Source organism: Streptomyces sp. NPDC007205, assembly GCF_040634095.1.
Lineage (GTDB): Bacteria > Actinomycetota > Actinomycetes > Streptomycetales > Streptomycetaceae > Streptomyces.
In genome coordinates this window covers 88,863-112,181 of record NZ_JBEYEW010000023.1, presented here as the reverse complement: position 1 = coordinate 112,181, position 23,319 = coordinate 88,863, and the positions used below count along the sequence as shown (strand labels likewise).

24 protein-coding genes are annotated in these 23,319 nt (G+C 72.0%); 8 read left to right on the top strand and 16 right to left on the bottom strand.

The features are described from left to right. Nucleotides 1-312 precede the first annotated feature (312 nt). Nucleotides 313-696, top strand: coding sequence for a nuclear transport factor 2 family protein (locus tag ABZ624_RS30200; protein WP_360095813.1), 384 nt, complete (start codon nucleotides 313-315; stop codon nucleotides 694-696). A gap of 274 nt (nucleotides 697-970) precedes the next feature. On the opposite strand, the gene mgrA is transcribed toward ABZ624_RS30200, so the two are convergent. Then, a complete protein-coding gene (mgrA, locus tag ABZ624_RS30195; protein ID WP_360095810.1) occupies nucleotides 971-1,963 on the bottom strand; it encodes an L-glyceraldehyde 3-phosphate reductase in 993 nt (330 codons plus the stop codon). A 149-nt stretch (nucleotides 1,964-2,112) separates the two neighbouring features. Here mgrA and ABZ624_RS30190 point away from each other — a divergent pair, with 149 nt between their 5' ends. Beyond that, a complete protein-coding gene (locus tag ABZ624_RS30190; protein ID WP_360095807.1) occupies nucleotides 2,113-3,027 on the top strand; it encodes a LysR substrate-binding domain-containing protein in 915 nt (304 codons plus the stop codon). Nucleotides 3,028-3,238: 211 nt separating this feature from the next. Continuing rightward, on the top strand, nucleotides 3,239-3,754 hold the full coding sequence (locus ABZ624_RS30185) for a DUF664 domain-containing protein (protein WP_360095804.1): 516 nt from the start codon (nucleotides 3,239-3,241) through the stop codon (nucleotides 3,752-3,754). Here the strand turns inward: ABZ624_RS30185 and ABZ624_RS30180 are convergent. The 8 genes from ABZ624_RS30180 to ABZ624_RS30145 all read right to left on the bottom strand — a co-directional run bounded on the left by ABZ624_RS30180 (nucleotide 3,736) and on the right by ABZ624_RS30145 (nucleotide 10,811). Next, the gene (locus ABZ624_RS30180) at nucleotides 3,736-4,815 is read right to left on the bottom strand and encodes an adenosine deaminase (protein ID WP_360095801.1); all 1,080 of its coding nucleotides are present in this window, start codon (nucleotides 4,813-4,815) and stop codon (nucleotides 3,736-3,738) included. The two genes, ABZ624_RS30185 and ABZ624_RS30180, sit on opposite strands and share 19 nt — an antisense overlap. Before the next feature lie 45 nt (nucleotides 4,816-4,860). Then, nucleotides 4,861-5,253, bottom strand: coding sequence for a VOC family protein (locus tag ABZ624_RS30175; RefSeq protein ID WP_360095799.1), 393 nt, complete (start codon nucleotides 5,251-5,253; stop codon nucleotides 4,861-4,863). 149 nt (nucleotides 5,254-5,402) lie between these two features. Then, the gene (locus ABZ624_RS30170; protein WP_360095796.1) at nucleotides 5,403-6,329 is read right to left on the bottom strand and encodes a M48 family metalloprotease; all 927 of its coding nucleotides are present in this window, start codon (nucleotides 6,327-6,329) and stop codon (nucleotides 5,403-5,405) included. Then, the gene (locus ABZ624_RS30165; RefSeq protein WP_360095793.1) at nucleotides 6,326-6,706 is read right to left on the bottom strand and encodes a BlaI/MecI/CopY family transcriptional regulator; all 381 of its coding nucleotides are present in this window, start codon (nucleotides 6,704-6,706) and stop codon (nucleotides 6,326-6,328) included. The genes ABZ624_RS30170 and ABZ624_RS30165 overlap by 4 nt, the downstream gene beginning before the upstream one ends. A gap of 136 nt (nucleotides 6,707-6,842) precedes the next feature. After that, the gene (locus ABZ624_RS30160; protein WP_360095790.1) at nucleotides 6,843-7,748 is read right to left on the bottom strand and encodes an aldo/keto reductase; all 906 of its coding nucleotides are present in this window, start codon (nucleotides 7,746-7,748) and stop codon (nucleotides 6,843-6,845) included. Nucleotides 7,749-7,789: 41 nt separating this feature from the next. After that, complete coding sequence (locus ABZ624_RS30155; protein ID WP_360095787.1) at nucleotides 7,790-9,112, bottom strand: aldehyde dehydrogenase family protein; 1,323 nt, start codon at nucleotides 9,110-9,112, stop codon at nucleotides 7,790-7,792. 114 nt (nucleotides 9,113-9,226) lie between these two features. Continuing rightward, entirely contained in the window at nucleotides 9,227-10,459 is a 1,233-nt protein-coding gene (locus ABZ624_RS30150; RefSeq protein ID WP_360095784.1) for an RNA polymerase sigma factor, read from the bottom strand. Between the two features lies 1 nt (nucleotide 10,460). After that, a complete protein-coding gene (locus tag ABZ624_RS30145; protein WP_360095781.1) occupies nucleotides 10,461-10,811 on the bottom strand; it encodes a YciI family protein in 351 nt (116 codons plus the stop codon). A 112-nt stretch (nucleotides 10,812-10,923) separates the two neighbouring features. Here ABZ624_RS30145 and ABZ624_RS30140 point away from each other — a divergent pair, with 112 nt between their 5' ends. Continuing rightward, nucleotides 10,924-11,961, top strand: coding sequence for an acyl-CoA dehydrogenase family protein (locus ABZ624_RS30140; RefSeq protein ID WP_360095778.1), 1,038 nt, complete (start codon nucleotides 10,924-10,926; stop codon nucleotides 11,959-11,961). Between the two features lie 265 nt (nucleotides 11,962-12,226). Here the strand turns inward: ABZ624_RS30140 and ABZ624_RS30135 are convergent, their stop codons facing one another. The 3 genes from ABZ624_RS30135 to ABZ624_RS30125 all read right to left on the bottom strand — a co-directional run bounded on the left by ABZ624_RS30135 (nucleotide 12,227) and on the right by ABZ624_RS30125 (nucleotide 14,272). Next, entirely contained in the window at nucleotides 12,227-12,763 is a 537-nt protein-coding gene (locus ABZ624_RS30135; RefSeq protein WP_360095775.1) for an HXXEE domain-containing protein, read from the bottom strand. 28 nt (nucleotides 12,764-12,791) lie between these two features. Next, nucleotides 12,792-13,934: an LLM class flavin-dependent oxidoreductase gene (locus ABZ624_RS30130; RefSeq protein WP_360095772.1), complete on the bottom strand. Its 1,143-nt coding sequence runs from the start codon at nucleotides 13,932-13,934 to the stop codon at nucleotides 12,792-12,794. A gap of 260 nt (nucleotides 13,935-14,194) precedes the next feature. Continuing rightward, nucleotides 14,195-14,272: a putative leader peptide gene (locus ABZ624_RS30125; protein WP_350786652.1), complete on the bottom strand. Its 78-nt coding sequence runs from the start codon at nucleotides 14,270-14,272 to the stop codon at nucleotides 14,195-14,197. On the opposite strand from ABZ624_RS30125, the gene ABZ624_RS30120 reads away from it, so the two are divergent. Continuing rightward, nucleotides 14,256-14,507, top strand: a complete 252-nt coding sequence (locus ABZ624_RS30120) for a hypothetical protein (RefSeq protein WP_360095769.1) — start codon at nucleotides 14,256-14,258, stop codon at nucleotides 14,505-14,507. The genes ABZ624_RS30125 and ABZ624_RS30120 overlap by 17 nt on opposite strands. Nucleotides 14,508-14,564: 57 nt before the next feature. Here ABZ624_RS30120 and ABZ624_RS30115 read toward each other — a convergent pair whose 3' ends face one another. Next, the gene (locus tag ABZ624_RS30115) at nucleotides 14,565-14,741 is read right to left on the bottom strand and encodes a hypothetical protein (protein ID WP_360095766.1); all 177 of its coding nucleotides are present in this window, start codon (nucleotides 14,739-14,741) and stop codon (nucleotides 14,565-14,567) included. Nucleotides 14,742-14,940: 199 nt separating this feature from the next. Between ABZ624_RS30115 and ABZ624_RS30110 the strand changes: the two genes are divergently transcribed. Further along, a complete protein-coding gene (locus ABZ624_RS30110; protein WP_351249134.1) occupies nucleotides 14,941-15,375 on the top strand; it encodes an SPW repeat protein in 435 nt (144 codons plus the stop codon). A 157-nt stretch (nucleotides 15,376-15,532) separates the two neighbouring features. Here the strand turns inward: ABZ624_RS30110 and ABZ624_RS30105 are convergent, their stop codons facing one another. After that, nucleotides 15,533-16,075, bottom strand: coding sequence for a GNAT family N-acetyltransferase (locus ABZ624_RS30105; RefSeq protein WP_360095763.1), 543 nt, complete (start codon nucleotides 16,073-16,075; stop codon nucleotides 15,533-15,535). Nucleotides 16,076-16,139: 64 nt separating this feature from the next. Continuing rightward, nucleotides 16,140-17,573, bottom strand: coding sequence for an APC family permease (locus ABZ624_RS30100; protein WP_360095760.1), 1,434 nt, complete (start codon nucleotides 17,571-17,573; stop codon nucleotides 16,140-16,142). Between the two features lie 118 nt (nucleotides 17,574-17,691). Between ABZ624_RS30100 and ABZ624_RS30095 the strand changes: the two genes are divergently transcribed. Both ABZ624_RS30095 and ABZ624_RS30090 read left to right on the top strand, forming a co-directional pair. Then, nucleotides 17,692-18,876, top strand: a complete 1,185-nt coding sequence (locus ABZ624_RS30095) for an ROK family transcriptional regulator (RefSeq protein WP_360095757.1) — start codon at nucleotides 17,692-17,694, stop codon at nucleotides 18,874-18,876. A 108-nt stretch (nucleotides 18,877-18,984) separates the two neighbouring features. Then, complete coding sequence (locus ABZ624_RS30090) at nucleotides 18,985-21,705, top strand: sugar-binding domain-containing protein (RefSeq protein ID WP_360095754.1); 2,721 nt, start codon at nucleotides 18,985-18,987, stop codon at nucleotides 21,703-21,705. Nucleotides 21,706-21,745: 40 nt separating this feature from the next. On the opposite strand, the gene ABZ624_RS30085 is transcribed toward ABZ624_RS30090, so the two are convergent. Continuing rightward, on the bottom strand, nucleotides 21,746-23,203 hold the full coding sequence (locus ABZ624_RS30085; protein WP_360095751.1) for a hydrolase: 1,458 nt from the start codon (nucleotides 23,201-23,203) through the stop codon (nucleotides 21,746-21,748). Between the last annotated feature and the right edge of the window lie 116 nt (nucleotides 23,204-23,319).

Below are 23,319 nucleotides of genomic sequence, written 5' to 3'. Positions count from 1 at the left end.
TCACTCCCCCGTCGCCTCGCTGGTGTGCCGGCCTGGACCTCGCTCTGCGTGCGGCTCCTGTGCGGTGAAGTGCCCCTGGCGTTCGAGTATCGCCACTCCCGAAACAGTGTCACCATGACTTTCCGGCCAGTCTGTTGGCATATTCACCGCCCGCTCTGGCCCGAATCCATCGGCGTGTTCGCGTCCCCGGGCATGACCCGGCAGGTAATCGACCCGCCCCTGGGACCTCCGGCATGGTGGTCACACCGGATCGGCGAAGCCCCGGATCCGGCTCCGGCCAGCAACTACGACCTCGATGGAGGCTGATTCACCATGTCCGTGAACACCGACCGCTACGAGACCGCCGCCGCCCGTTACTTCGAGGCCTGGAACGCCACCGAGCCGGAGGCGCTGAAGAAGGCGGTCGCCGCCGCGTGGACGGCGGACGGCGGCTACACCGACCCCCTCGCCGAGGTCCGCGGCCACGAGGGCATCGCGGCGGTGATCGCGGCGGTGCACGAGCAGTTCCCGGGGTTCGTCTTCCGTCCGCTCGGCGCGGTGGACGGACACCACGACACCGCGCGCTTCGGCTGGGAGCTGGTGAACGAGGCCGAGGGATCGGCGCCGGTGGCGGGGTTCGACGTCGTCACGCTGGACGGGGAGGGCCGGATCCGGCAGGTCCTGGGCTTCCTGGACCGGGTCCCGGCGGGCGCCTGACACCGCCCGGCAGAGCCGGGTCTCCGGCATCCGCGGCACGGTCGACGGGGCGGAGAGGGGGCGGCCCTTCGCCGAGCATTCCGCAGCCCCGTCGAGCCTGCCCGGCGAGACAACTGTCGCCGGGCAGGCCGGCGTCCACTGCTGGAACACCGGCGTCAGCCTCCGCGGAAACCGAACGAACGCACCTCGCTCCCCGGACCCGGCTCAAGAGCATCCAGGTCCGTCCGGGACGGTTTCCGGGCGGGCCGGAGCCGGGGACCCGACTTCGGGGTGTTCAGGGGTTGACGATCGCGTCGATCCGGGCCAGTTCCCCGGCATCGAAGTCCAGGTTGCGGATCGTGCCGACGCTGTCCTCGACCTGCTGGGGGCTGCTCGCGCCGACCAGTGCCGAGGTGACCCGGCCGCCGCGCAGCACCCAGGCCAGGGCCAGCTGGGCCAGGGTCTGGCCGCGGGACTTGGCGATCTCGTCGAGGGCGCGCAGCCGGGCCACCAGGTCCTCGGTGACCGCGTCCGAGTTCAGGAAGGGGCTGTCGCTCGCCGCCCGGGAGTCCTCCGGGATGCCGTCGAGGTAACGGCCGGTGAGCAGGCCCTGCTCCAGCGGGGAGTAGACGATGGAGCCGACCTGCAGTTCGTCCAGGGCGTCGAGCAGTCCCTCGTCCTCGGGGCGCCGGTCGAGCATCGAGTAGCGCGGCTGGTGGATGAGGAGCGGGGTGCCGAGGCCGGCGAGGATACGGGCGGCCTCGCGGGTCTGCTCCGCCGAGTAGTTGGAGACGCCGACGTAGAGGGCCTTGCCCTGCTGCACCGCGGTGTGCAGCGCGCCCATCGTCTCCTCCAGCGGGGTGTCCGGGTCGGGGCGGTGCGAGTAGAAGATGTCGACGTGGTCCAGGCCCATCCGGGTCAGGCTCTGGTCGAGCGAGGAGAGCAGGTACTTGCGCGAGCCCCATTCGCCGTAGGGGCCGGGCCACATCAGGTAGCCGGCCTTGGTGGAGATCACCAGCTCGTCGCGGTACGGCGCGAAGTCGGCCTTGAGTGCCTCGCCGAGCGCGGACTCGGCGGCGCCGGGCGGTGGGCCGTAGTTGTTGGCGAGGTCGAAGTGGGTGACGCCCAGGTCGAAGGCGCGGCGCAGAATGGCCCGCTGCGTCTCGACGGGCCGGTCCGGGCCGAAGTTGTGCCACAGACCGAGGGACAGCGCGGGGAGTTTCAGCCCGCTGCGTCCGGTGCGCCGGTGCGGCATGTCGGCGTAGCGGTCGGGGTGTGCGGTGTACAACGCGGCTCCAGAGGGGTTGGCACACGGTCACGGTCGTCCCGGCTCCCGGAAGCCTGCGCTCCGGGCAACCGCTTCCCACTCTTCCCCGCCCGCCGGGCAGCGGTCCAACAGAAGAATCCGATGGAATTCAGCGGCTAGGCTTCTCAATCATGGAACTGCGCCATCTCCAGCACTTCGCCGCCGTCGCCGAGGACCGGCATTTCACCCGGGCTGCCGAACGCCTGATGGTGTCGCAGTCAGGGCTGTCGGCGTCCATCAGGGCGCTGGAGCGGGAGCTGCGGGCGCCGCTGTTCGTGCGCACCACCCGCCGGGTGACGCTCACCGAGGCGGGGCGGGCGCTGCTGGTGGAGGCCGAGCGGATCCTGGCGCAGGTGCGGGCGGCGCACGAGGCGGTGGCGGCGGTGCAGGGTGTGGTGCGCGGCACGCTGGCGCTGGGCACCGAGCAGTGCATCGCCGGGGTGCAGGTGGCCCCGCTGCTGGCCGCGTTCCGGGGCCGGCATCCGGACGTGGAGATCCGGCTGCGGCAGGCCGGTTCGGGCGCGCTGGCCGAGGAGGTCGGGGCCGGCCGGCTCGACCTGGCCTTCGCCTACCGCACCCAGGCGGACACCGACCGGCTGCGCTCGGTGTCGCTGACCAGTGAGCCGATGACCGTGCTGTGCCATCCCGGCCACCGGCTGGCCTCGGCCGGCGCGGTGCCGGCCCCGGACGACCTGGCCGGTGAGGTGTTCGTGGACTTCCACCCGGACTGGGGCCCGCGCCGCGCCACCGACGCCGCGTTCACCGCGGCCGGTGTCCGGCGCACGGTCGCGCTGGAGGTCAACGACGTGCACAGCCTGCTGGACCTGGTGGACGAGAACCTGGGGATCGCGGTCGTACCCCGGCACTTCCGGCACAAGCGGCCCTCGCTCACGGCGCTGCCGCTGAAGGGCACGCGGGAGGCGGAGTACGAGACCGTGGCCCTGCTGCCGCCGGAACGGGCCACCAGCCCCGCGGCCCGCGCGCTGGTCACGCTGCTCGAAACAGAGGACCTGGCACCGCCCCAGGGGCCCCGGGCCACCTCCTGATTCCGGCCGTCCGCCGTCGCAGACTCAACTCACGGCCGCCCGCCACGATCTGCTGCGCGGCACCACCGAGGTGCACCGGCTGCCGACGGGCCGAGGACGACGGGTATGCGGTCGCGTACGTCCACGACCCGGACCGGGGCGGGTGCCGCTCGGTTCCACGGCAGCTGGATTCCGGACGCGTGGGCGCCCGCTGTTTGGGATGGTGGACGGTATGCATGCAAAGGACATCCTCATCAACGGCTACGGCCGCATCCAGGAAGAAGTCCATGCCGCCCTCGACGGCCTCGGGCCGGAGGAGCTGCACCACCGCCCGGCCCCCGGCGCCAACTCCGTCGCCTGGCTGGTCTGGCATCTCACCCGGGTGCAGGACGACCACATCGCCGACGCCTTCGACCTCGACCAGGTGTGGCTGTCCCAGGGCTGGGAGAAGCGCTTCGGCCTCGACCTGCCCCGCCATGACACCGGCTACGGGCACAGTCCCGCGAAGGTCGCGAAGGTGCGGGTCGAGTCGGCCGGCCAGCTGACCGGGTACTACGACGCCGTGCACGAGCAGACGCTCGGCGCGCTGCGCTCGCTCGCCGCCAAGGATCTGGAGCGGATCGTGGACGAGCGCTGGGATCCCCCGGTCAGCCTGGGGGTGCGCCTGGTGAGCGTCCTGTCCGACGATCTTCAGCACGTCGGACAGGCCGCCTACCTCAGGGGGCTCGTTCAGAGCGCTGCCGCGTAACCCGGCAGGACCACGTCCTCGATGAGGGCCTTGCGCTCGTCGAACGGGAGGAACGCGCTCTTGAGGGCGTTCACCGTGACCGTGCGCAGGTCCTCGACGGTCCAGCCGGCCTCCTCGACCAGCAGGGACATCTCGCGGGTCATCGTCGTACCCGACACCAGACGGTTGTCGGTGTTGAGGGTGACCCGGAAGCCCAGGTCCTTCAGGGCCGTGATCGGGTGCTCGGCGATCGAGGTGGCACAGCCGGTCTGCAGGTTGGAGGTGGGGCACATCTCCAGGGCGATACGACGGTCGCGCACCCAGGAGGCGAGCCGGCCGAGCTTGCCGGCCGCGAGGTCGGGGATGTCCTCGGTGAGGCGCACGCCGTGGCCGATGCGCTGAGCGCCGCACACCTGCAGGGCCTGGTGGATGCTGGGCAGCCCGTGCGCCTCACCGGCGTGGATGGTGAAGGGCACGCTCTCGCGGCGCAGGTGCTCGAAGGCGGCCAGGTGGTCGGCGGGCGGGAAGCCGTCCTCGGCACCGGCGATGTCGAAGCCGACGACCCCGGCGTCGCGGTAGGCGACGGCCAGCTCGGCGGCCTCGCGGACCCGGTCGAACATCCGCATGCCGCACAGCAGGGTGCCGACCCGGACGGGGGTGCCCGCCGCGGCGGCCTTGGCCATACCGGCGGCCAGGCCCTCCTGCACGGTCTCCACGACCTCGCTCATCGTCAGCCCGCCCCTGGTGTTCAGTTCGGGGGCGTAGCGCACCTCGGCGTAGACGACACCGTCGGCGGCGAGGTCGAGGACGTACTCCTCGGCGGTGCGCAGCAGGCCCTCACGGGCCTGCATGACGGCGAGGGTGTGCTCGAAGGTGGCTATGTAGCGGACCAGGTCACCGGAGTTGGCGGCCTCGAAGTACCAGGCGGCCAGCTCGTCGGGGTCGGTGGTGGGCAGGGTGTGACCGATCTCCGCCGCGAGTTCGACGACGGTGGCGGGGCGCAGGCCGCCGTCGAGGTGGTCGTGCAGCACGGCCTTGGGGAGCCGGCGGAGGGTCTCGGTGTCGATGCGGGACGCGGTCATGGCAGGGCTTTCCTCAACAGGGGGTCGCAGGCGGTTCTCAAGGGGTCAGGCGGCGGGCTGGAGCAGGTCCCAGCGGTTGCCGTGGAGGTCCTGGAAGACGGCGACGGTGCCGTACGGCTCGTGGCGCGGCTCCTCCAGGAAGGTCACGCCGGCCGCGGTCATCCGGGCGTGGTCGCGGGCGAAGTCGTCGGTGTGCAGGAAGAACCCGACGCGTCCGCCGGTCTGGTCACCGATCCGGGCCCGCTGGTCCTCGCCCTTGGCACGGGCCAGGAGCAGACCGGTTCCGGCTCCGTCGCCGTCCGGCTCCACGACGACCCAGCGGGAGCCGTCGGGGCGCGGGGCGTCCTCGGCCAGCCGGAAGCCGAGGGCCTCGGTGTAGAAGCGGATGGCCTCGTCGTAGTCGTCGACGACGAGGGTGACCAGGGCGACGCGTCGCATCGGGACCTTCCGGTGGGGGTGGTTAGCGGGTGAGGTTATACGTAAAACCCCACGGACGCCAGTCCTGTTCTACGCGCGTTGTCATGGGGCGTTGCCGAGGCGCGGGCCGTAGGCCCTGTCGGCACATCCCCGCCTGCCCGGCGGCGGGGTCAGGGCGTCTCGTCGCCCTGGGCGATCTCGACCCGGTGGTGCACGTCGGCCATGCCGGCGGCCGAGGCCACACAGGAGACGGCGGTGCAGGCGATGAGGAGGCCGGCGATCGTCCGGCCGGCCCGGGGCACGAGCGGAGCGGCGAGCAGGGCCTGAACGCGCTGCGGGACGGGGCCGGTGGTCGCGGCGGCAGCGAAGCCGGGGCGCTCGGAGCGGGCGGCCTGTCCGGCGAGTGCCGCGCGGGCGATGGCGCGGGCGATCAGGCGCCGGTCGCCGACCCGGGCGGCGGCGGCCTCGTCGGCGGCGCGCTCGGCGGCGAGGCGGATGGTCTCGCGGACCGGGCGCAGCGCCGGATGACAGTGCGCGGCGAGTTCCGCGGCGGCGAGGAAGTAGTGGTGGCCGCCGTCGTTGTGCGCCCGCTCGTGCGCGAACAGCGCCTCCCGCTCGGGCCCGTCCAGGCTGCGGAGCATCGCGGTGGTGACGACGATGCGGTGCGGGCGGCCGGGCAGCGCGTAGGCGTCGGGGCGGGGCGAGTCCACCACGCACAGGTCGCCGGCCGCGGGGCCGCGCCCGGCCTCGGTCCGGGCCGCGCGGAAGGCGCGGCTCTGGTGCAGCACCGAGCGGACGAGGGTCCAGCCGCAGACGGCGAGCGCACCGACGGAGGTCGCGGCGGCCGGCAGCACGACGAGGTCCGAGGCGGTGCGCAGCGGGTGGATCAGCTCGCCGAGCGCGGCGAACAGCGGGATCTTGAGGAGGCCGGTCAGGACGAACGCGCCGAGAGCGGCCAGCGAGCAGCCGGCGAGGAGGACGGTACAGGCGGTGACGGCCCACAGCGCGGCGACCGGGACCAGCCGGTCCAGCGCCCGGCGGGCCAGGGCCGGCAGGGCGAACGGCAGCAGCAGGGGCAGCAGGAGCAGTACGGTCATCGGTCGCCGGGTTCGAGCAGGTCCCGCAGAATGCGTTCGTCGTCGGGACTGAGCTGGGCGACGAAGCGGGCGAGGACCGTCTCGCGGTCGCTGTCCCGGTCCAGTTCGCTGTGCATCCGGCGGGCGGTGAGGCCGTGGGCGTCCTGGACGTCCCGGACGGGGATGTAGGCATAGCCCCGGCCCTGGCGGTGGCGCTCGACGACGCCCTTGTCGTACAGGCGGGTGAGGATCGTGGTCACCGTCGTACGGGCCAGGTCCGTGCCGAGGCTCCGCTGTACCTCGCCGGGCGTCCGGGGGCTGCCCGCGGCCCAGAGCGCGGCCATGACGCTCGCTTCGAGTTCGCCCGCCGGCCGGCGCTCGTCCTTCGCCTCGGTCATGGAACGTTCCTCACCCCGTCCTCGTCTGCGGCCCGTACGACCGTCTACACGATGGTAGTCAATCGGACCTTCGTACGGCCGTGCCCGGGCACCCATTATGGGAGGGGCGACCGTCCGGACCGCCCCTCGGGGCCGGTCAGCCGGTGAAGGCGTCCAGCGCGTCCAGCCGCTTCCGTTCGTCCGCCGTGAGGCGCAGGGCGCCCGCGGCGACGTTCTCCACGAGGTGGTCCGGGTTGCCGGTGCCGGGGATGGCGAGGACGTGCGGACCCTGGTGCAGGGTCCATGCGATCCGGATCTGCGCGGGGCTCACGCCGTGGGCGCGGGCGATGTCGCGCACGGTGTCGTCGTGGGTGTCGGCCGCCGCGTGGGCTCCGGCCTCGCCGGCGACGGCGTAGAACGGCACGAAGGCGATGCCGTGTTCGCCGCAGAGGCGCAGCATCCCGGCGTCGGCGGGGTCGCGGCGGTCCAGGGCGTACCGGTTCTGCACGGACACCACCGGGGCGATCTCGAGTGCCTCGGCGAGGTGGCGGGGTTCGACGCCGGAGATGCCGAGGTGCCGGATCAGGCCGGCCTCGCGCAGTTCGGCGAGCGCGCCGAAGTGCTCGGCGATGGAGTCCTGGCGCATCCGCCGCAGGTAGACCACGTCGAGGTGGTCGCGTCCCAGCTGGCGCAGGTTCTCCTCGACGTGACCGCGCAGCTGGTCGGGGCGGGCCGAGGTGCCCCACTCGCCGTGGTAGTCACGGAAGGGGCCGACCTTGGCGGCGATGACCAGGTCGTCGGCGTACGGGGCGAGGGCGGTGTTGATCAGTTCGTTGGCCGAGCGCGTGGCGGAGAAGTAGAAGGCGGCGGTGTCGATGTGGTTCACGCCCAGTTCGACGGCCCGCCGCAGTACGGCCATGGAGCGTGCGCGGTCGCTGGGGGTGCCGAGGTGGAACGCGGCGCTGCCCGTCAGCCGCATGGCTCCGAAGCCGACGCGGTGGACGGGCAGGTCGCCCAGTGTGAAGGTGCCGGAGGCGTCCGCGGTGATCGTCTGAGCGGTCATTCGGCGGAGTGTCGCACATCTGGCGTGCCGCGCACGGCACTTCAGCTCAGCGGCTTCTCCAGGACCGCCTTGCGGTGGCTGAACGTCTCGATGGAGTAGTGGCCGTGGTAGCTGCCCATGCCGCTCTCCCCCACGCCGCCGAACGGCAGGTCGGAGACGGTGAGATGGGCGAGGGGCAGGCCGTGGCCCAGGCCGCCGGAAGAGGTCTCGGCGGCGATGCGCGCCCGGGTCTGCTGGGACTCGGTGAAGACGTACAGCGCGAGCGGCTTGTCGCGGTCGTTGATGAAGCCGATCGCCTCGTCCAGGCCGGACACGGTGACGATGGGCAGGATCGGGCCGAAGATCTCCTCCTGCATGACGGGCGACTTCGGGTCGACGTCCGCGAGGACGGTGGGCGCGATGTACCTGGCCGTACGGTCGCTCGTGCCGCCGACCGCGATCCGGCCGGCGCCGAGGAGGCCGGTGAGCCGGTCGAAGTGCCGCTCGTTGATGATCCGGCCGTACTCGGGCGAGGCCGCCGGGTCCGTGCCGTACAGCACGTCCACGGCCCGGACGAGCGCCGTCTCCAGGGCGGCGGCGGTCTCCGGGTCGGTCAGCACGTAGTCGGGGGCGACGCAGGTCTGCCCGGCGTTGAGGAACTTGCCGCGCGCCAGCCGGTCCGCGACCACGTCGAGATCGGCGTCGCGGTCCACGAACACCGGGGACTTGCCGCCGAGTTCGAGGGTGACCGGGGTGAGGTGCTCGGCGGCGGCGCGCATCACGATCCGGCCGACGGCACCGTTGCCTGTGTAGAAGATGTGGTCGAAGCGCTCGGCCAGCAGGGCGGTGGTCTCCGGGATGCCGCCCTCGACGACGGCGACCGCGTCGGTGTCGAGAAAGGCCGGGATCAGCTCGGCCAGCGCGGCCGAGGTGGCCGGGGCCAGCTCGCTCGGCTTGGCGACGACCGCGTTGCCGGAGGCCAGCGCGCCGACCACCGGGGCGAGCAGCAGCTGCGCCGGGTAGTTCCAGGGCGCGATGACGAGGACGACGCCGAGCGGGTCGTACTGCGTCCAGGCCCTGGCGTCGGCGCCGAGGTGGGCGGGGACCGGCGCGGGCTCGGGGCGCAGCCAGTCCGCGAGGTGGTCAAGGGTGTGGTCGATCTCGCGGACGGTGAAGTCGATCTCGGTGCGGTAGGCCTCGGTGCTGCTCTTGCCGAGGTCGGCGTGGAGGGCGGCGGCGAGGTCGGCGCCGCGCTCGGTGAGCATCGCGCGCAGGCGGCGCAGCTGGCCGGTGCGCCACTCGACGGGCCTGGTGCGGCCGGTGGCGAAGGTGGCGCGCAGCCGGGCCACGATGTCGGCGGGCTGCTCGGTGGCGGGGTGGTTCACGGGTGCCTCGCTGCTCGTGCACGGGCTGATTCGGCCCGCGCCTGGGTCTCGGTAGATGCATTTACCAACCTTTCAGGTCCTCAAGTTCATTCCGGCGCCTCAGGGTGACAGGGGTCACGTCTGCGTGGGGGCGGTCTCGCGTCGGCGTCGCTCCAGGTAGGCCCGCTCTGCCTCGCTTGCGGCCAGTTCGGCGGCCAGGCCGTATTCGGTCGCCGCCTCGGCGGTGCGGTCCAGGCGGCGCAGCAGGTGGGCGCGGACGGCGTGCAGCACGTGATAGCGGCCCAGGCCGAGGGCGTCGACCACGTCGAGCGCCGTGGCCGGGCCCTCGGTCTCGGCCAGGGCGACCGCGCGGTTCAGGGCCACGACCGGGGACGGCGCGACGGCCATGAGCTGGTCGTACAGACACAGGATCTGACGCCAGTCGGTGGCGGCGGCGCTGGATGCGTCGCTGTGCACGGCATTGATGGCCGCCTGGATCTGGTACGGCCCGGGCCGGTCGCGGCGCAGACAGCGCCGGACCAGGTCCTGGCCCTCGGCGATCAGTGCCCGGTCCCAGCGGGAGCGGTCCTGCTCGGGCAGCGGGACGAGAACGCCGTCCGCGTCCTGCCGGGCTGGCCGCCGGGACTCGGTGAGCAGCATCAGCGCGAGCAGGCCGGTGACCTCGGCCTCGTCCGGCATCAGGGCGGTGAGCAGCCGGCCGAGGCGGAGCGCCTCCGCGCAGAGGGCAGGGTCGCCGGTGCAGCCCTCGTTGAAGATCAGGTAGAGGACGGCGAGCACGCCGCCGAGCCGCTCGGGCAGATCGGCGTCGCGGGGCAGGCGGTAGGGGATGCCCGCGTCCCGGATCTTGGCCTTGGCCCGGACCAGCCTCTGGGCCAGCGTCGGCTCCTGCACCAGGAAGGCGCGGGCGATCTGGATGGTGCTCAGGCCGCCGAGCAGGCGCAGGGTCAGGGCGACACGCGCCTGGAGGGCGAGCGCGGGGTGACAGCAGGTGAAGATCAGGCGGAGCCGGTCGTCGCGCACGGGGCCCTCCTCGGGCGGTGCGTCGGGCGTGTACGGGTCGGGCGCGTACAGGTGGGGCGCGTACAGCCGGGCGGCCCCGGCGTGCCGGGCGCCCCGGGAGGACTCGCGGCGCAGCCGGTCGATCGCGCGGTTGCGTGCGGTGGTGATGATCCAGCCGGCCGGGCTCGGCGGCACGCCGGTCCCGGGCCAGGTGCGCACGGCGGTGGTGAAGGCGTCCTGCACCGCTTCCTCGGCGAGGTCGATGTCGCCGAGGAAGCGCACGAGGACGGAGACCGCGCGCCCGTACTCGGCGCGAAAGACGGCCTCGACGTCGGGGGCCCCGTACATGTCAGTGCTGGTCGACGAACGGCCGTACCTCGATGGGCAGGGTGGTGGCGAGGGCGGCCTTGCGGCCCCACTCCAGGGCCTCGTCCAGGTCGGCGGCCCTGATCAGGCAGAGTCCGCCCAGGTACTCCTTGCCCTCGGCATACGGACCGTCGGTGATGAGCACGTCGCCGTCCTTGGGGCGGAGCACGGTGGCGGTCTCCGGTCCGTGCAGACCGCCGGCGAACACCCACGCTCCGGCCGCGCGCAACTCGTCGTTGAAGGCCTCGACGTCCCGCATGATCGCGGCGAGCGCGTCGGGGGCGGGCGGGGTCACGCCGGTCGGCTGGACCACGCTGAGCAGGTACTGCTTCATGATGTCCTCCTCGGTGAGTTCAGGGTCTCTCTGATGCCTGTCACCTCCCACACGAACGACCGGCCCCCGGATCGACACGGCACCTGAGGAAATCTTCGACAGAATCCTCCGTATGACAGCCACCACGCCGCATCCGCTCCTCGGCCACGCCCACCGGCTCGCCACGGACCTGCTGATACCCGAGGCAGAGCGGGTCGACCAGGAGGGCGTGCCGGTGAGCCACATCGAGGCGGTGAAGAGGTCGGGGCTGCTCGGGGTGGGCGCTCCGGTCGCGTACGGCGGCTCGGGCGCCCCGCCGGACGTGGTCCGCCGGACCGCGGAGATCCTGGCCGGGGCCTGCTGTTCGACGTGGTTCGTGCAGGCCCAGCACCACACGCCCGTGCAGATTCTGGCACAGAGCGAACTCCCGGTCCGCGAGCGGCTGTTGGGCCCGCTGTCGCGGGGCGAGCTGATGTCCGGGGTGGCGTACGCGCATCTGCGGTCGTATCCGCGTGTCCCGGTACGCGTGCGCCGGGAGGGCGGCGGTTGGCGGTTCGACGGGACCGTGCCCTGGTACACCGGGTGGGGCCTGAACGACGTGATGCTGCTCGCCGGGGTGACCGACGCGGGCGAGGCGCTGCTCGCCTTCGCCGAGGCGCGCGTCCAGCCGGGGCTGCGGGCCTCGGAACCGATGCGCCTCGCGGCGCTCACCGCCGCGCGCACGGTGTCGCTGGAGCTGACCGGACTGTGGCTGCCGGAGGAGTCGGTTGCCCTGCGGACGCCGTACGAGCGGTTGGCGCCCCGGGACCGGGCCAGGACGCTGAACGCCAACCCGGCGGTCTTCGGCCTCACGGAGGCCGCCCTGTCCCTGCTGGACGCGGAGACGGCCGCTCCGCTCACGGCCCGGCTCGCCGATGTCCGCCGCCGCGCCTACGCCCTGGCCGACCATCCGGCACCGCTGGAGCGGGTCGCGGAGCGGCTGGCGTTGCGCGTGGAGTCGTACGAGGTGCTGCGGACGGCCACCACCGCGGCGGTGGTGGCCGGCGGCGGCCGGTCGATGACCCTGACGAGCCGCGCCCAGCGCCTGGCCCGGGAAGCGCTGTTCCTGCTGGTTCAGGGACAGACGGCCGAGTCCCGGGCAGCACATCTGCGAGCCCTGGGAGCCGCCTGAGCCGGTGATCGCCGTCCGCACCGACACCGTGCCCGGGGCTGAGAGCCACCGGTGCCGGGCTCCCTGGGCGTGCGGGCTCAGCAGCCAGGGCCGCCCTCAACGGCGACGCGGCTACGGGGCTACGGGGCTACGGGGCTACGGGGCTGGCCGAGCCTGAGCCAGGAGCCTTGCCGTCATCCTCGGCGCGGCTGCGGGCGGCTGTGATGCCGGAGCCGGCTCTTGACGCTAGAGCCGGCTCTTGATGCGTGAGCCGGGGCGCCCGGCGTCACCGCCGGCGTAGTAGGCCCTGGGCCAGTGCGTGGGTGCCGACCGCGGCCGTCGCGGCGAAGGCGAGGCCCTCGGCCAGTTGCCGCGGCCGGGTGGGGCGCAGGGCGCCGGAGCGGCGGAGTCGGCCGCGGGCCCACGCGGTGAAGGGGAGGACCACCAGGGGGGTCGTCGCGGAGCCCGGAGTGTAGCCGCGCATCGCGGCTGCCTGGGCCAGGTGGACCAGGCCGTGCAGGCCGAAGGCGTTGAGCGCCGTCTGATAGACGGCCGAGCGGCCCCCGGTCCGGTGGCCATCGGCCGCCGCGGCGGCCAGCACCACCGCCATGGCGGCGACAGCGGTGCTGAACTCCCGCGCGTCCACGGCCTCCAGCCGCCGCCACACCGTCTCCGGCACCCGGGGGAACTTCTTACGCAGCTCCGGTACATGAGTGCGCACCCAGCGCGGCACCATCACCACTTCCTCGGTGTCGTGCACGGCCCACGCGGCCAGCAGACCCCAAGTGACGGCTCCGGAGACGTCGTTCGGTTCTCGTGTCATGAACCCGTAGTCTGCCAGGGCCGTTTGGTCAGCTCGCGAACGGCACCTGGGCGCAGACGGCGGGCGTCGTACCGCCGGGATGCGTCCACAGCCCCTGCCCGGCGAGCCGGGGCAGCACGCCCTCGCCGAACCAGTACGCCTCCTCCAGGTGCGGATAGCCGGAGAGGACGAACTCGTCGATGCCGAGGGCGTGGTACTCCTTGATCCGCTCGGCGACCTCCTCGTGGCTGCCGACCAGGGCGGTGCCCGCGCCCCCGCGCACCAGGCCGATCCCGGCCCAGAGGTTGGGGTGGATCTCCAGGCTCTCGCGGCTGCCGCCGTGCAGGGCGAGCATGCGCTGCTGCCCCTCCGACTCGCTGCGGGCGAGGCCCGCCTGGACGGCCCGTACGGTCTCCGGGTCGAAGCCGTCGAGCAGCCGGCCGGCCTCCGCCCAGGCCTGCTCGGAGGTGTCCCGGGTGATCACGTGCAGCCGGATCCCGAAGCGCGGGGTACGGCCGTGTCCCGCGGCGAGCTTCCGGATCCAGGCGACCTTCTCGGCGACCTGCGCGGGCGGCTCGCCCCAGGTGAGGTACACGTCCGCGTACCGGGCCGCGACCTCGCCGGCGGCGGGCGAGGAGCCACCGAAGTACACCTCGGGCACCGGATCGGGCACCCGGCTGAGCTGTGCCTCCTCGACCTTGAGGTGTTCCCCGTGCAGGTCGACGCTCTTGCCGTCCCACAAGTCACGGACGATGTGCAGGAATTCGCCGGTACGGCGGTAGCGGGCGTCCTTGTCGAGGAAGTCGCCGTAGGCCCGCTGCTCGCGGCTCTCGCCGCCGGTGACGACGTTGAGCAGCAGCCGTCCGCCGGTGTGCCGCTGGAAGGTGGACGCCATCTGCGCGGCGAGCGTGGGCGAGACGGAGCCGGGCCGGAAGGCGACCAGGAACTTCAGCCGCTCGGAGTTCTGGCTGACCATCGCGGTGGTCAGCCACGCGTCCTCGCACCAGGCACCGGTCGGGGTGAGCGCGCCGACGAAGCCGAGGTCCTCGGCGGCCCGGGCGATCTGGCTCAGATAGGCGACCGTCGGGGGCCGGTCCCGGCCGGAGGCGGTGGCCGGGGTGCCGTGGCCGCCGCCGACGACATGACGGCTGTCGCCGTTGGTGGGCAGGAACCAGTGGAAGGTGAGGGACACAGGGGGTCTCCGATCGCGAGTGTCCGTGGGAGCAGACCGTGCCGGGGCGGCCGGGTTCCGTTCAGCACGTACCGGCCGATGTGCTGGATCCGCCGGCGGGGAGTTCAGCGCAGAGCGGGAGCGGCCCACGTCGTACAGAGGGCTCACGTCCACCGCGGCCTCGGCCGGTCATGGGGTCGGCTCGCCGCCGCCGGCACCGGGGCGCGGTCGAATTCAGGCGGTCCCGGAACGGAGCGGGGAGCGGCGGAGGAGGCGGGCGATCAGGCCGCGGCGCAACAGGAGGCACTGGAAACACGCGCGAGGTCGACATGGCGTCGCCGCGTGAGGTCCAGTCGCATCGTCATGCCGGTGATCGTGGCAGCCGCCGGGGATGACCGTCAAGGAAATCCCGACCGGTCTCGTATCGCGGATCATCGCATCGACCGCATGGTGCGCGTCGGCACGATCGCCTGCCGGCCGATCGACTACGACACCGCCCGGATGCTGCTGATGTTTCAGCGCCGGCGAGCGGAGTCGGTGCCGCGGGCGGTCCGGGACTGCACGCGGCCTTCGTACGCCGGACACGGGAACTGACGGCGGCCTGACGCCCGGAGCCCGGCTCAGGTGGCGGCCTGACGCCCGGGGCCCGGCTCAGGTCTGGCCGTCGTCGTCCTGCGCCTCGGCCAGGACGAGGAAGGCGTCGGAGTCCAGGTCCATCACCACGGTCACCCGCTCGCCTGCGGCACGGCGCGCGGCCGCGTACTCCTCCGCGGGCCAGGATCCGCGTGGGGCCCCGGCGGGGAACCGCTCCAGCACCTTCGCATCCATGACGGTCGGTCACCTCCGAGATCGCGAGCCGGACTGATCGTACGTCCCGTACTCCTTCGGCTGCCCTGTGTCAGTCCCGGCATGTCACCCGATGCGGGTCTACACATAAAGAATAAATAAGAGCAAACTGGGAACATACCGGGATATCCGCACACCGCACCAGTGGCGGTCTGGCCTGCGAAGTCAAAGGAGACGAGTCATGGCCAACCTGCACAGGGGTGATATGACAACCCACCCCGATGTCTCCGAAATGCGGGACCGCTACGCCCGCATGCTCGGCGGTCGTGATGTGGCGCTGGTGGACGGGCCGGTCTTCCTGCTCGGTCTCTACTGCGCGGCATCGCCGTGGATAGTCCACTACACGGCGAGCCAGCCCGCCCTCATGACCCACAACCTGATCATCGGTATCGCGATAGGGCTGCTGGCACTGGGATTCACCCGGGCCCCCGAGCGGATGTACGGCCTCAGCTGGGCCATGTGCGCCATGGGCATCTGGATGATCATCGCCCCCTGGATCGTGGGCAGCGGCCCGGACGCGGGCGTGATCATCAACAACGTCGTCATCGGCGCACTCGCGCTCGTGCTCGGACTCGTCTGTGCCGGTACGGCGGCGAGGAGCACCCCCAGGCCGTAGCCGGGGACGGCGAGGAAAGGAAGACACGGAAGACACGGAAGACACGCATGAGGTGAGGCCGGTCCGCCCGGGCGGACCGGCCTCCGCCGTGCCCACTCAGCGTCCCGGCACCAGCCAGGGCTCCTGCGGCAGCGTGCGGCCGGTCTCCAGCAGCGACTTACTTGCATGCCAAGGAGCCCCGCTGCGCACCGTCGGTCACGGCGAGCGAGAGCCACACGTCCGGGGGCAGCTCGGGCCGGTCCGGCACCGGCCGCAGCTCACGTGTCCAGGCCTCCGCGGCCAGCTCCCGGGCGACGCGCGGCCAGAAACGTACGGCGGCCGGGTTGGTGTCCTGGAAGGCGATCTCCCAGGTGCCGGGATGCCGGCGCAGCACGTCCTGCGCGAGGCGCGTGCCGACACCACGCCGCCGTGCGCCGCGCACGACGAAGAAGCTGTTCAGCACCCGCACCGGTCCGTCCAGCCCGCGCACGAACGCGAAGCCGGCCGGATGCTCGTCCTTCAGGAACAGGTACGGTGCCCAGCCCGGCCGGGTGAAGGCGTACTCGACGCGCTCGCTGCGGAAGGTGCCGTCCGGGCCCGGCAGGGTGCCCCCGAACTCGGACAGGTCGTGGCGGAACAACAGCCACAGCCGTTCGACGGTGGGCCGGTCCTCTGGGGTCGCGGGGCGGACGGTCACGTCCGCCGGGAATGTCCGGGTCATAAACGCAGCCTCCCCGGCGGACATGGAGTCCGGTCCGGGGAGGCTCACGAAGACTGCCGTAACTCTAGCTCATCTCAAGGGCCTTGTACTCCTCGGCGATCTCCCTTTCGCCGAACGGCCACACCTTCTCCAGCCACGCCCAGACGACGAAGGCCGCACAGCCGAGGGCCAGCCAGGCCAGCGACCACTCGATGGGGTGGCGGCCCGGGGAGTTCTTGTCGGCGTAGCCGTAGATCACGCACCAGCCGGCGAACGCGACGATGCTCGGCAGGGGGTAGAGCCACATCCGGTAGGGGCGGCGCAGGTCCGGCCGGCGCCGGCGCAGCACGCTGAGCGCCACGATCTGGGCGAGTGCCTGGACGATCACCATCACCGTGGTCAGCAGCTGGATCAGGGTGGCGAGGTCGGTGTGGCGGCCGATCAGGAAGCCGACCGCGGTGATCACGCCCATGGTCGCCAGGCCCAGCATGGGGAAGCGGTGCCGCGGGTGCAGCTTCTCGTACGGCCGGAAGAAGACGCGGTCACGGGCGGCGTCGTAGGGCACCCGGGAACCGCCGAGCAGGCCGGTGAAGACCGAGGCGAAGGCCGTGACCAGGATCAGTACCGTGACCGTGTCGGCGGCGCCCTTGCCCCAGGTCTTCTCCAGCACCGCCGAGGCGACCGAGGTGGAGGCGATGTCGTGCGGGTCGGTCATCCGCTGCCAGTCGACGACGCCGAGGGTGCCGATCTGCAGCAGCAGGTAGATCGCCATGATGCCGAGGGTGGAGAACAGGATCGAGCGCGGGAGCGTCCGGCCGGGGTCCTTGATCTCGGCGCCCATGTACGCGGTGGTGTTGTAGCCGAGGTAGTCGTAGATGCCGATGGTCAGGCCCGCGGCGAAGCCGAGCCAGAAGCGGTCGCCGGTCAGGTCGAAGGCGCCCGACGGGTAGGTGAAGGCCAGGTGCGGGCTGAAGTCGGTGGCCGCGGCGACGATCACCAGCAGCACCGAGGCGATCATCACGGCCCACATCACGGTGGTGATCCGGGCGATGTGCTCGATGCCGCGCCACAGCAGGAGCACGACCAGGGCGATGACGCCGAGGCCGGTCAGGTCGCCCGCCGTCCGCCCGAGTCCCGGGGCCAGGTAGCCCAGGTACTGCACGAAGCCGACCACGCCCGTGGACATGATCAGCGGGATGAAGAGCATCGCCGTCCACACGAACAGGAACGGCATCAGCCGGCCCGTGCGGTACTGGAAGGCCTGGCGCAGATAGACGTAACTGCCGCCGGAGCCGGGCATCGAGGCGCCGAGCTCGGCCCAGACCAGTCCGTCGCACAGCGCGAGGACGGCGCCCGCGACGAAGCCGATGACCGCCTGGGGGCCGCCGAAGGCGGTGACCATCAGCGGGATCGTGACGAACGGGCCGATGCCGCACATCTGGCTCATGTTGATGGCCGTGGCCTGGAACAGGCCGACACGGCGGACAAAACCACCCGTGGGTGGCGGACTACCGGACATGGGGACTCCTGACGCCACGGGCGGCCTCGGCGGCACCCGGCGGGCTGACTGGCCGATAAAGTTAAGGAGCCTTACTAGGGGCGTCAAGTATGCGCCGGGAATACCTGAGAATGGTCCGATGACCGCCAGTGACGTCGAAGAGCAACAGGAACAGCCCTGGAGCCGCCGGCGGCTGCGCAGTACCAACGAGCGGCTGCTGCTGAACCGGCTGCGCGCCCTCGGCGCCGCCTCGCGCGCCCAACTCGCCCGGGAGACCGGCCTGTCGAAGCCGACGGTCTCCAGCGCGCTTGCCTCGCTGGAGACGGCCGGCCTGGTGCACGAGGTCGGCACCCACGCCCCGGAGCGCGGACGCACCGCGGTGCTCTACGCCCCCGACCCGGCCGCCGGGTACGCGCTCGGCGTGGACATCGGCCGGGGCTGGCTGCGGGTGGCGGTGGCCGACCTGGACGGCACGGTCGTCGCCCGGTCCGACGTACGCAACCGGGCCCGCGCCTCCGCGGCGCTGGCCGACCTGGTCGTGGGCACCGCCCGCCAGGTGATCGCCAATTCGGGTGTGGACCCGGCCGAGGTGGTGCACGGAGTGGTCGGCACGCCCGGCGTCTACGACGCGGAGCAGCGGCGGGTGCGGTACGCGATGCATCTGCCCGGCTGGGGGCGGCCGGGGCTCGTCGACCGGCTGCGCGAGGAGCTGGGCGTACCGCTGGAGGTGCACAACGACGCCAATCTCGCCGCACTGGGCGAGTACACGTACGGCGTCGGCACGGGCAGCCGGCTGTTCGCGTACATCCTGATCGGCACCGGACTCGGCATGGGCGTCGTCAGCGAGGGGCGGCTGTTCACCGGGGCGCACGGACTGGCCGGCGAGATCGGCTTCCTGCCCTGGCCGGGCCGGCAGAAGCCGGAGCGGCTGGAGGACGCGGTGTCCGGGGTGGCCGTGGTGGAGGCGGCCCGGGAGTTCGGGATGAGCGGGCAGCTGACGGCGAAGGCGGTCTTCGACGCGGCCCGGCGGGGTCATCCGGCTGCCGCGCGGGCGGTGGAGCTGGAGGGCGAGCGGATCGCGCACACCGTGGCGGCGGCCGCCGCCGTGCTCGACCCGGACCTGGTGGTGCTCGGCGGTGGCGTCGGCCACAGCGTCGACCTGCTGCTGCGCCCGGTCCGGGAGCATGTGCGCGCCCTCACCCCGCTGCGCCCGCGGATCGCGCCGAGCCGGCTCGGTGAGGACGCGGTGCTGCTCGGCGCGGTCGCCACGGCCCTGGACACGACCCGCGACCTGGTGTTCGAGCGCCGGGCGGCCGGAAGCTGACCCCGTCAAGGCCTACCATGGCCACGGTCGTTGACACGGCCCGCGCGGCGTCCTAGCTTGAGGCGCGTTAGTAAAGTTTCCTAACTTTACGAGGCCGGTGCTGCTGCCATGTTCCCTCGCCCCGTCCCCGCCCGCCGGTACGCCGTCACCGCACTGGTCCTCGGCCTGCTCGGCTCCCTGACCAGCGGTGCCTGGGCCGGCGCCCGGCATCCGGCGCCGCCGCACGGGCCCGCCCCGGCCACCCGCGTCCCTTCGGCGGCCGGCACCGGCACCCCGCTCGGCGGATACGCCATCCAGTCCTCGGCGAAGGTGAGCGACTCACCGGCGGCCGTCTCCTCCCCCGGCTATCCGGCCAAGGGCTGGTTTCCGGCAGGCCCCCGTTCGACGGTCCTGGCCGCCCTGCTCACCGACGGCGTGTACGCCGATCCGTTCTACTCCACCAACCAGCAGAAGATCGCGAAGGCGGACTTCCAGGTCCCCTGGTGGTACCGCTCCGACTTCACCGTCGAGGACACCACCCGGCGCACCTTCCTCGACTTCAGCGGGGTGATCTCGGCGGCCGACGTCTATGTCAACGGCCACCGGGTGGCGAAGGCCGCGGACGTCACCGGCGCCTACCCGCGCCACGAGCTGGACGTCACCTCGCTGATCCGGTCCGGCACCAACACGGTCGCCTTCCGCGTCCAGCCCAACGACCCGACCAAGAACCTCACCATGGGCTGGATCGACTGGCTCCAGCCGCCGGCCGACCGGAACATGGGGATCGTCCGGGACGTCGTGGTCCGCAGAAGCGGCCCGGTGGCGTTGCGCGACGCGCATGTCGTGACCGAGCTGGCCGTGCCGTCGCTCGCGTCCGCCGACCTGACGGTGAAGGCGCAGGCCCGCAACGACACCGGCGCCGCGGTCACCGCCGAGGTCACCGGACGCATCGGCGCGACGACGTTCACCCGGCAGGTGCCGCTCGCCGCCCACGAGACGAAGACCGTCACCTTCTCCCCCGCCGACACCCCGGGCCTGCGTCTCACCTCGCCGAAGGTGTGGTGGCCGGCCGGGATGGGCGGGCAGCCGCTGTACGACCTCGACCTCACCGCGTCCGTCGCCGGTACGACCTCGGACACCGCGCACGAGACCTTCGGCATCCGTGACGTCCGGGCGCCCCTGAACGCCGACGGCGCACGCCAGTACCGGATCAACGGCCGCAAGCTGCTGATCAAGGGCGGCGGCTGGTCCCCGGACGAGTTCCTGCGCTGGGACCGCACCTATGTCGAGGACCGGCTGCGGTACGCCCTCGACCTGGGCCTGAACACGATCCGTCTGGAAGGACACCTGGAGCCGGACGAGTTCTTCGACCTGGCCGACCGCTACGGCCTGCTCACCCTTCCCGGCTGGGAGTGCTGCGACAAGTGGGAGGGCCAGGTCAACGGCGGCGAGACCGGGGACAAGTGGACCGACGCCGACTACCCCGTGGCGCAGGCGTCCATGGCCGCCGAGGCCGCCCGGCTGCGCGGCCACCCGAGCGTGATCTCCTTCCTGATCGGCAGCGACTTCGCCCCCGACGCGAGGATCGAGAAGACCTACCTGGACGTCCTGAAGGCCGCCGACTGGACCCTTCCGGTGGTCTCCGCCGCCTCCGAGAAGCCCTCGCCCCAGCTCGGCGGCTCTGGCATGAAGATGACCGGGCCGTACGACTGGGTACCGCCCGCCTACTGGTACGCCAAACGCGAGGGCGGGGCCACCGGTTTCAACTCCGAGACCAGCGCGGGCCCGAGCATCCCCACCCTCGACACCCTGCGCCGGATGATGACCCCCGCCGAACTGGACACCCTCTGGAAGGACCCGGACGCCAGGCAGTACCACCGCTCGCCGTCCCCGGTCTTCGGCACGCTCAAGATCTACGACGCCGCCCTCAGCGGCCGCTACGGCGCCCCCACGAGCCTCGCCGACTATGTGCGCAAGGCCCAGCTGGCCCAGTACGAGAACGTCCGCGCCCAGTTCGAGGCGTACGACCGCAACGCCACGGACTCCGCCAAGCCCTCGACCGGGGTCATCCACTGGATGTTCAACAGCGGCTGGACCTCCCTGCACTGGCAGCTGACGGACCGTTACCTGGATCAGGGCGGAGCCTACTTCGGCGCGAAGAAGGCGAACGAGCCGCTGCATGTCCAGTACTCCTACGACAACCGCTCGGTCGTCGTCGTCAACCATCGGCACACCGCGGCGAGCGGACTCACCGCGCGTGCCACGCTCTTCGATCCCGACGGCACGCAGAGGTACGACAAGACCGTCAGCGGGCTGAAGGTGAGCGGCGACGGGGCCCACGGCACCGCCCTCACCCTGCCGTCCTCGGTGAGCGGACTGTCGTCGACGTATCTGCTCCGGCTGGTCCTGACGGGCGCGGACGGCAAGGAGGTGAGCCGGAACGTGTACTGGCTCTCCACCCGGCCCGACACCCTCGACTGGAACGGCACCACCTGGTACTACACGCCGACGACGAGCTACGCCGACCTCAAGGGGCTCGCCTCGATGGCGCGGGTACCGGTGTCGGCGACAGCGGCCACCGAGTCGTCGGAGGGCACCTCGACCACGGCGGTCACCTTGCGGAACACGGGCAGCGGGAGGACTCCGGCGCTGCTGACGGACGTGCACCTCGTGGACGGGCAGGGCAAGCCGGTGCTGCCGGTGCGCTGGTCGGACAACGAGGTGAGCCTGTGGCCGGGCGAGTCGGTGACGCTGACCGCCACCTGTCGGACAGCCGATCTGCACGGCTCGGCGCCGGCTGTGCGGGTATCCGGCTGGAACACGCCGGAGCGGACCGTACCGGCGGCGTGACGGAACGGGGGCGGCCCCACGCGGCCCGCCCCCGGCCGGTTCAGCTGACGTCCAGCGCGGTGTCGTCCACGACGAACGAGGTCTGGTACTTGGAGCCCTCGGTGCCGGTGAACTTCAGGGTGACGGTCTGCCCGGCGTAGCCGCTGAGGTCGAAGCTGCCCTGGGTGTAGCCGGAGGCCGCGTTGAGGTTCGAGTACGTCGCCAGGGTGCCCAGGACCGTGCCGGAGCCGTTCAGCACCTGGACCTTGAGGGTGTCGTAGGCCGTGCTGGTCGTGGTCTCGGCCGTGTCGACGTGCAGAGAGAAGCTGAGCTTCGCCGACGTGCAGGCGGACGGAATCGTCACCGTCTGGGAGAGGGTGTCGGTGGTGGCGGTGCCGTTGCCGTCGAGCCAGGCGTAGTACGAGCCCGAACGGGCCGGCTCACCGGTGGAGTCGGTGATGACTCCGCTGGTGGCGCTCCACGTGCTGTTGCCCGACTCGAAGCCGCTGTTGCCGAGGAGCTGGGCGGCCGTGCAGCTGCCGGTGCCGCCGCCTCCGCCTCCGCCGCCGCTGCTGGTGCCCGAACCGGCCAGCCAGGCGGTGGCGTTGAGGGCGAGGGCCGCGTTGGTGGCGCCGGAGTCGTTCCAGCCGTCGTACAGGGTGTTGCCGGACTGGCCGGTGCCGTCGTCGATCGGGGAGCTGTCGCCCCAGAAGGCGACCCGGCCGCTGCCGAAGGTGCTGGTGAGGAAGAAGGCCCCGGTGCTGCCGGAGTAACCGCTGCGGTAGAGCAGGCCCTTGACGGAGGAGTTGTCGGCGGGCTTCAGGGTGGCGGTGGTGCCGTTGGCGATCAGGCTCTTGGTGACGGTGCCGAAGGAGCCGTGCAGGACCGGGTCGGTGCTGTCGCTGATCGCCGCCGGGTAGCCGGAGGTGATGTTCAGCGAGTCGATCGAGAAACCGAACGGGTCGGTGGAGTCGACGCTGTTGTTGGTCATCAGGTCGTTGAGGATCTTGACCGCGTCGGCTCCGTCGTTGTTGCGGTCGGAGCCGGTGTGGTCGGAGATCATGAACAGACCGCCGCCGTTCTTCACGAAGTTCATGATCGCCGTCTTCTCGGCGCTCGTGAACAGCGTGTTCGGCTCCGGCAGGACCAGCGTGTCGAAGTTCGACAGATCGGTCGAGGACGAGCCGCCGTAGCTGAGGCCGGAGCCCGAGGGCAGCGTCTTCAGGCTGTAGTCACCGGTCTTCTGCAGCGCCACGCCCCAGGAGGACAGGGCACCGGTCCAGTCCGTCTCGGCCGACGGGGAGGAGTCCTGGCCGAGCGGGTCGGGCTGGCTGGTGGAGATGATCCAGTCGGCGTTTCCGGCCGTCTCTGCGTGGGCGTTGTCGAACAGGATGCGGTGCGTGGTCGCCGCGTGGGCGGCGGTGCCGCTGCCGACCTGTACGGCGGCTCCGGTGAGGAGCAGCCCGAAACCGGCCAGGGCGGTGGTGAGTCTGTGGCGGGATCTCCTGGATCGAAGCATCCGGCGAACCTCCGTGAGGGGTGGGGAGAGGCGGTGCGGGCGCCAAGTCTGCGCGCGTAGAACCCGCTTGAGGGTTCTACACGCGTCGATTGATTGAAAGGTACATGGCATGAAGG

What these genes read in the sequence shown, in the direction of transcription:
- ABZ624_RS30180 (WP_360095801.1), bottom strand. Translation starts at nt 4,815, where the DNA reads ATGACCGCGTCCCGCATCGACACCGAGACCCTCCGCCGGCTCCCCAAG.
- ABZ624_RS30125 (WP_350786652.1), bottom strand. Translation starts at nt 14,272, where the DNA reads ATGCGACTGGACCTCACGCGGCGACGCCATGTCGACCTCGCGCGTGTT.
- ABZ624_RS30110 (WP_351249134.1), top strand. Translation starts at nt 14,941, where the DNA reads ATGGCCAACCTGCACAGGGGTGATATGACAACCCACCCCGATGTCTCC.
- ABZ624_RS30090 (WP_360095754.1), top strand. Translation starts at nt 18,985, where the DNA reads ATGTTCCCTCGCCCCGTCCCCGCCCGCCGGTACGCCGTCACCGCACTG.
- ABZ624_RS30085 (WP_360095751.1), bottom strand. Translation starts at nt 23,203, where the DNA reads ATGCTTCGATCCAGGAGATCCCGCCACAGACTCACCACCGCCCTGGCC.
- ABZ624_RS30175 (WP_360095799.1), bottom strand. Translation starts at nt 5,253, where the DNA reads ATGCGACGCGTCGCCCTGGTCACCCTCGTCGTCGACGACTACGACGAG.
- ABZ624_RS30190 (WP_360095807.1), top strand. Translation starts at nt 2,113, where the DNA reads ATGGAACTGCGCCATCTCCAGCACTTCGCCGCCGTCGCCGAGGACCGG.
- ABZ624_RS30135 (WP_360095775.1), bottom strand. Translation starts at nt 12,763, where the DNA reads ATGACACGAGAACCGAACGACGTCTCCGGAGCCGTCACTTGGGGTCTG.
- ABZ624_RS30140 (WP_360095778.1), top strand. Translation starts at nt 10,924, where the DNA reads ATGACAGCCACCACGCCGCATCCGCTCCTCGGCCACGCCCACCGGCTC.
- ABZ624_RS30115 (WP_360095766.1), bottom strand. Translation starts at nt 14,741, where the DNA reads ATGGATGCGAAGGTGCTGGAGCGGTTCCCCGCCGGGGCCCCACGCGGA.
- ABZ624_RS30105 (WP_360095763.1), bottom strand. Translation starts at nt 16,075, where the DNA reads ATGACCCGGACATTCCCGGCGGACGTGACCGTCCGCCCCGCGACCCCA.
- ABZ624_RS30145 (WP_360095781.1), bottom strand. Translation starts at nt 10,811, where the DNA reads ATGAAGCAGTACCTGCTCAGCGTGGTCCAGCCGACCGGCGTGACCCCG.
- ABZ624_RS30165 (WP_360095793.1), bottom strand. Translation starts at nt 6,706, where the DNA reads ATGACCGAGGCGAAGGACGAGCGCCGGCCGGCGGGCGAACTCGAAGCG.
- ABZ624_RS30100 (WP_360095760.1), bottom strand. Translation starts at nt 17,573, where the DNA reads ATGTCCGGTAGTCCGCCACCCACGGGTGGTTTTGTCCGCCGTGTCGGC.
- ABZ624_RS30150 (WP_360095784.1), bottom strand. Translation starts at nt 10,459, where the DNA reads ATGTACGGGGCCCCCGACGTCGAGGCCGTCTTTCGCGCCGAGTACGGG.
- ABZ624_RS30095 (WP_360095757.1), top strand. Translation starts at nt 17,692, where the DNA reads ATGACCGCCAGTGACGTCGAAGAGCAACAGGAACAGCCCTGGAGCCGC.
- ABZ624_RS30170 (WP_360095796.1), bottom strand. Translation starts at nt 6,329, where the DNA reads ATGACCGTACTGCTCCTGCTGCCCCTGCTGCTGCCGTTCGCCCTGCCG.
- ABZ624_RS30200 (WP_360095813.1), top strand. Translation starts at nt 313, where the DNA reads ATGTCCGTGAACACCGACCGCTACGAGACCGCCGCCGCCCGTTACTTC.
- ABZ624_RS30160 (WP_360095790.1), bottom strand. Translation starts at nt 7,748, where the DNA reads ATGACCGCTCAGACGATCACCGCGGACGCCTCCGGCACCTTCACACTG.
- ABZ624_RS30185 (WP_360095804.1), top strand. Translation starts at nt 3,239, where the DNA reads ATGCATGCAAAGGACATCCTCATCAACGGCTACGGCCGCATCCAGGAA.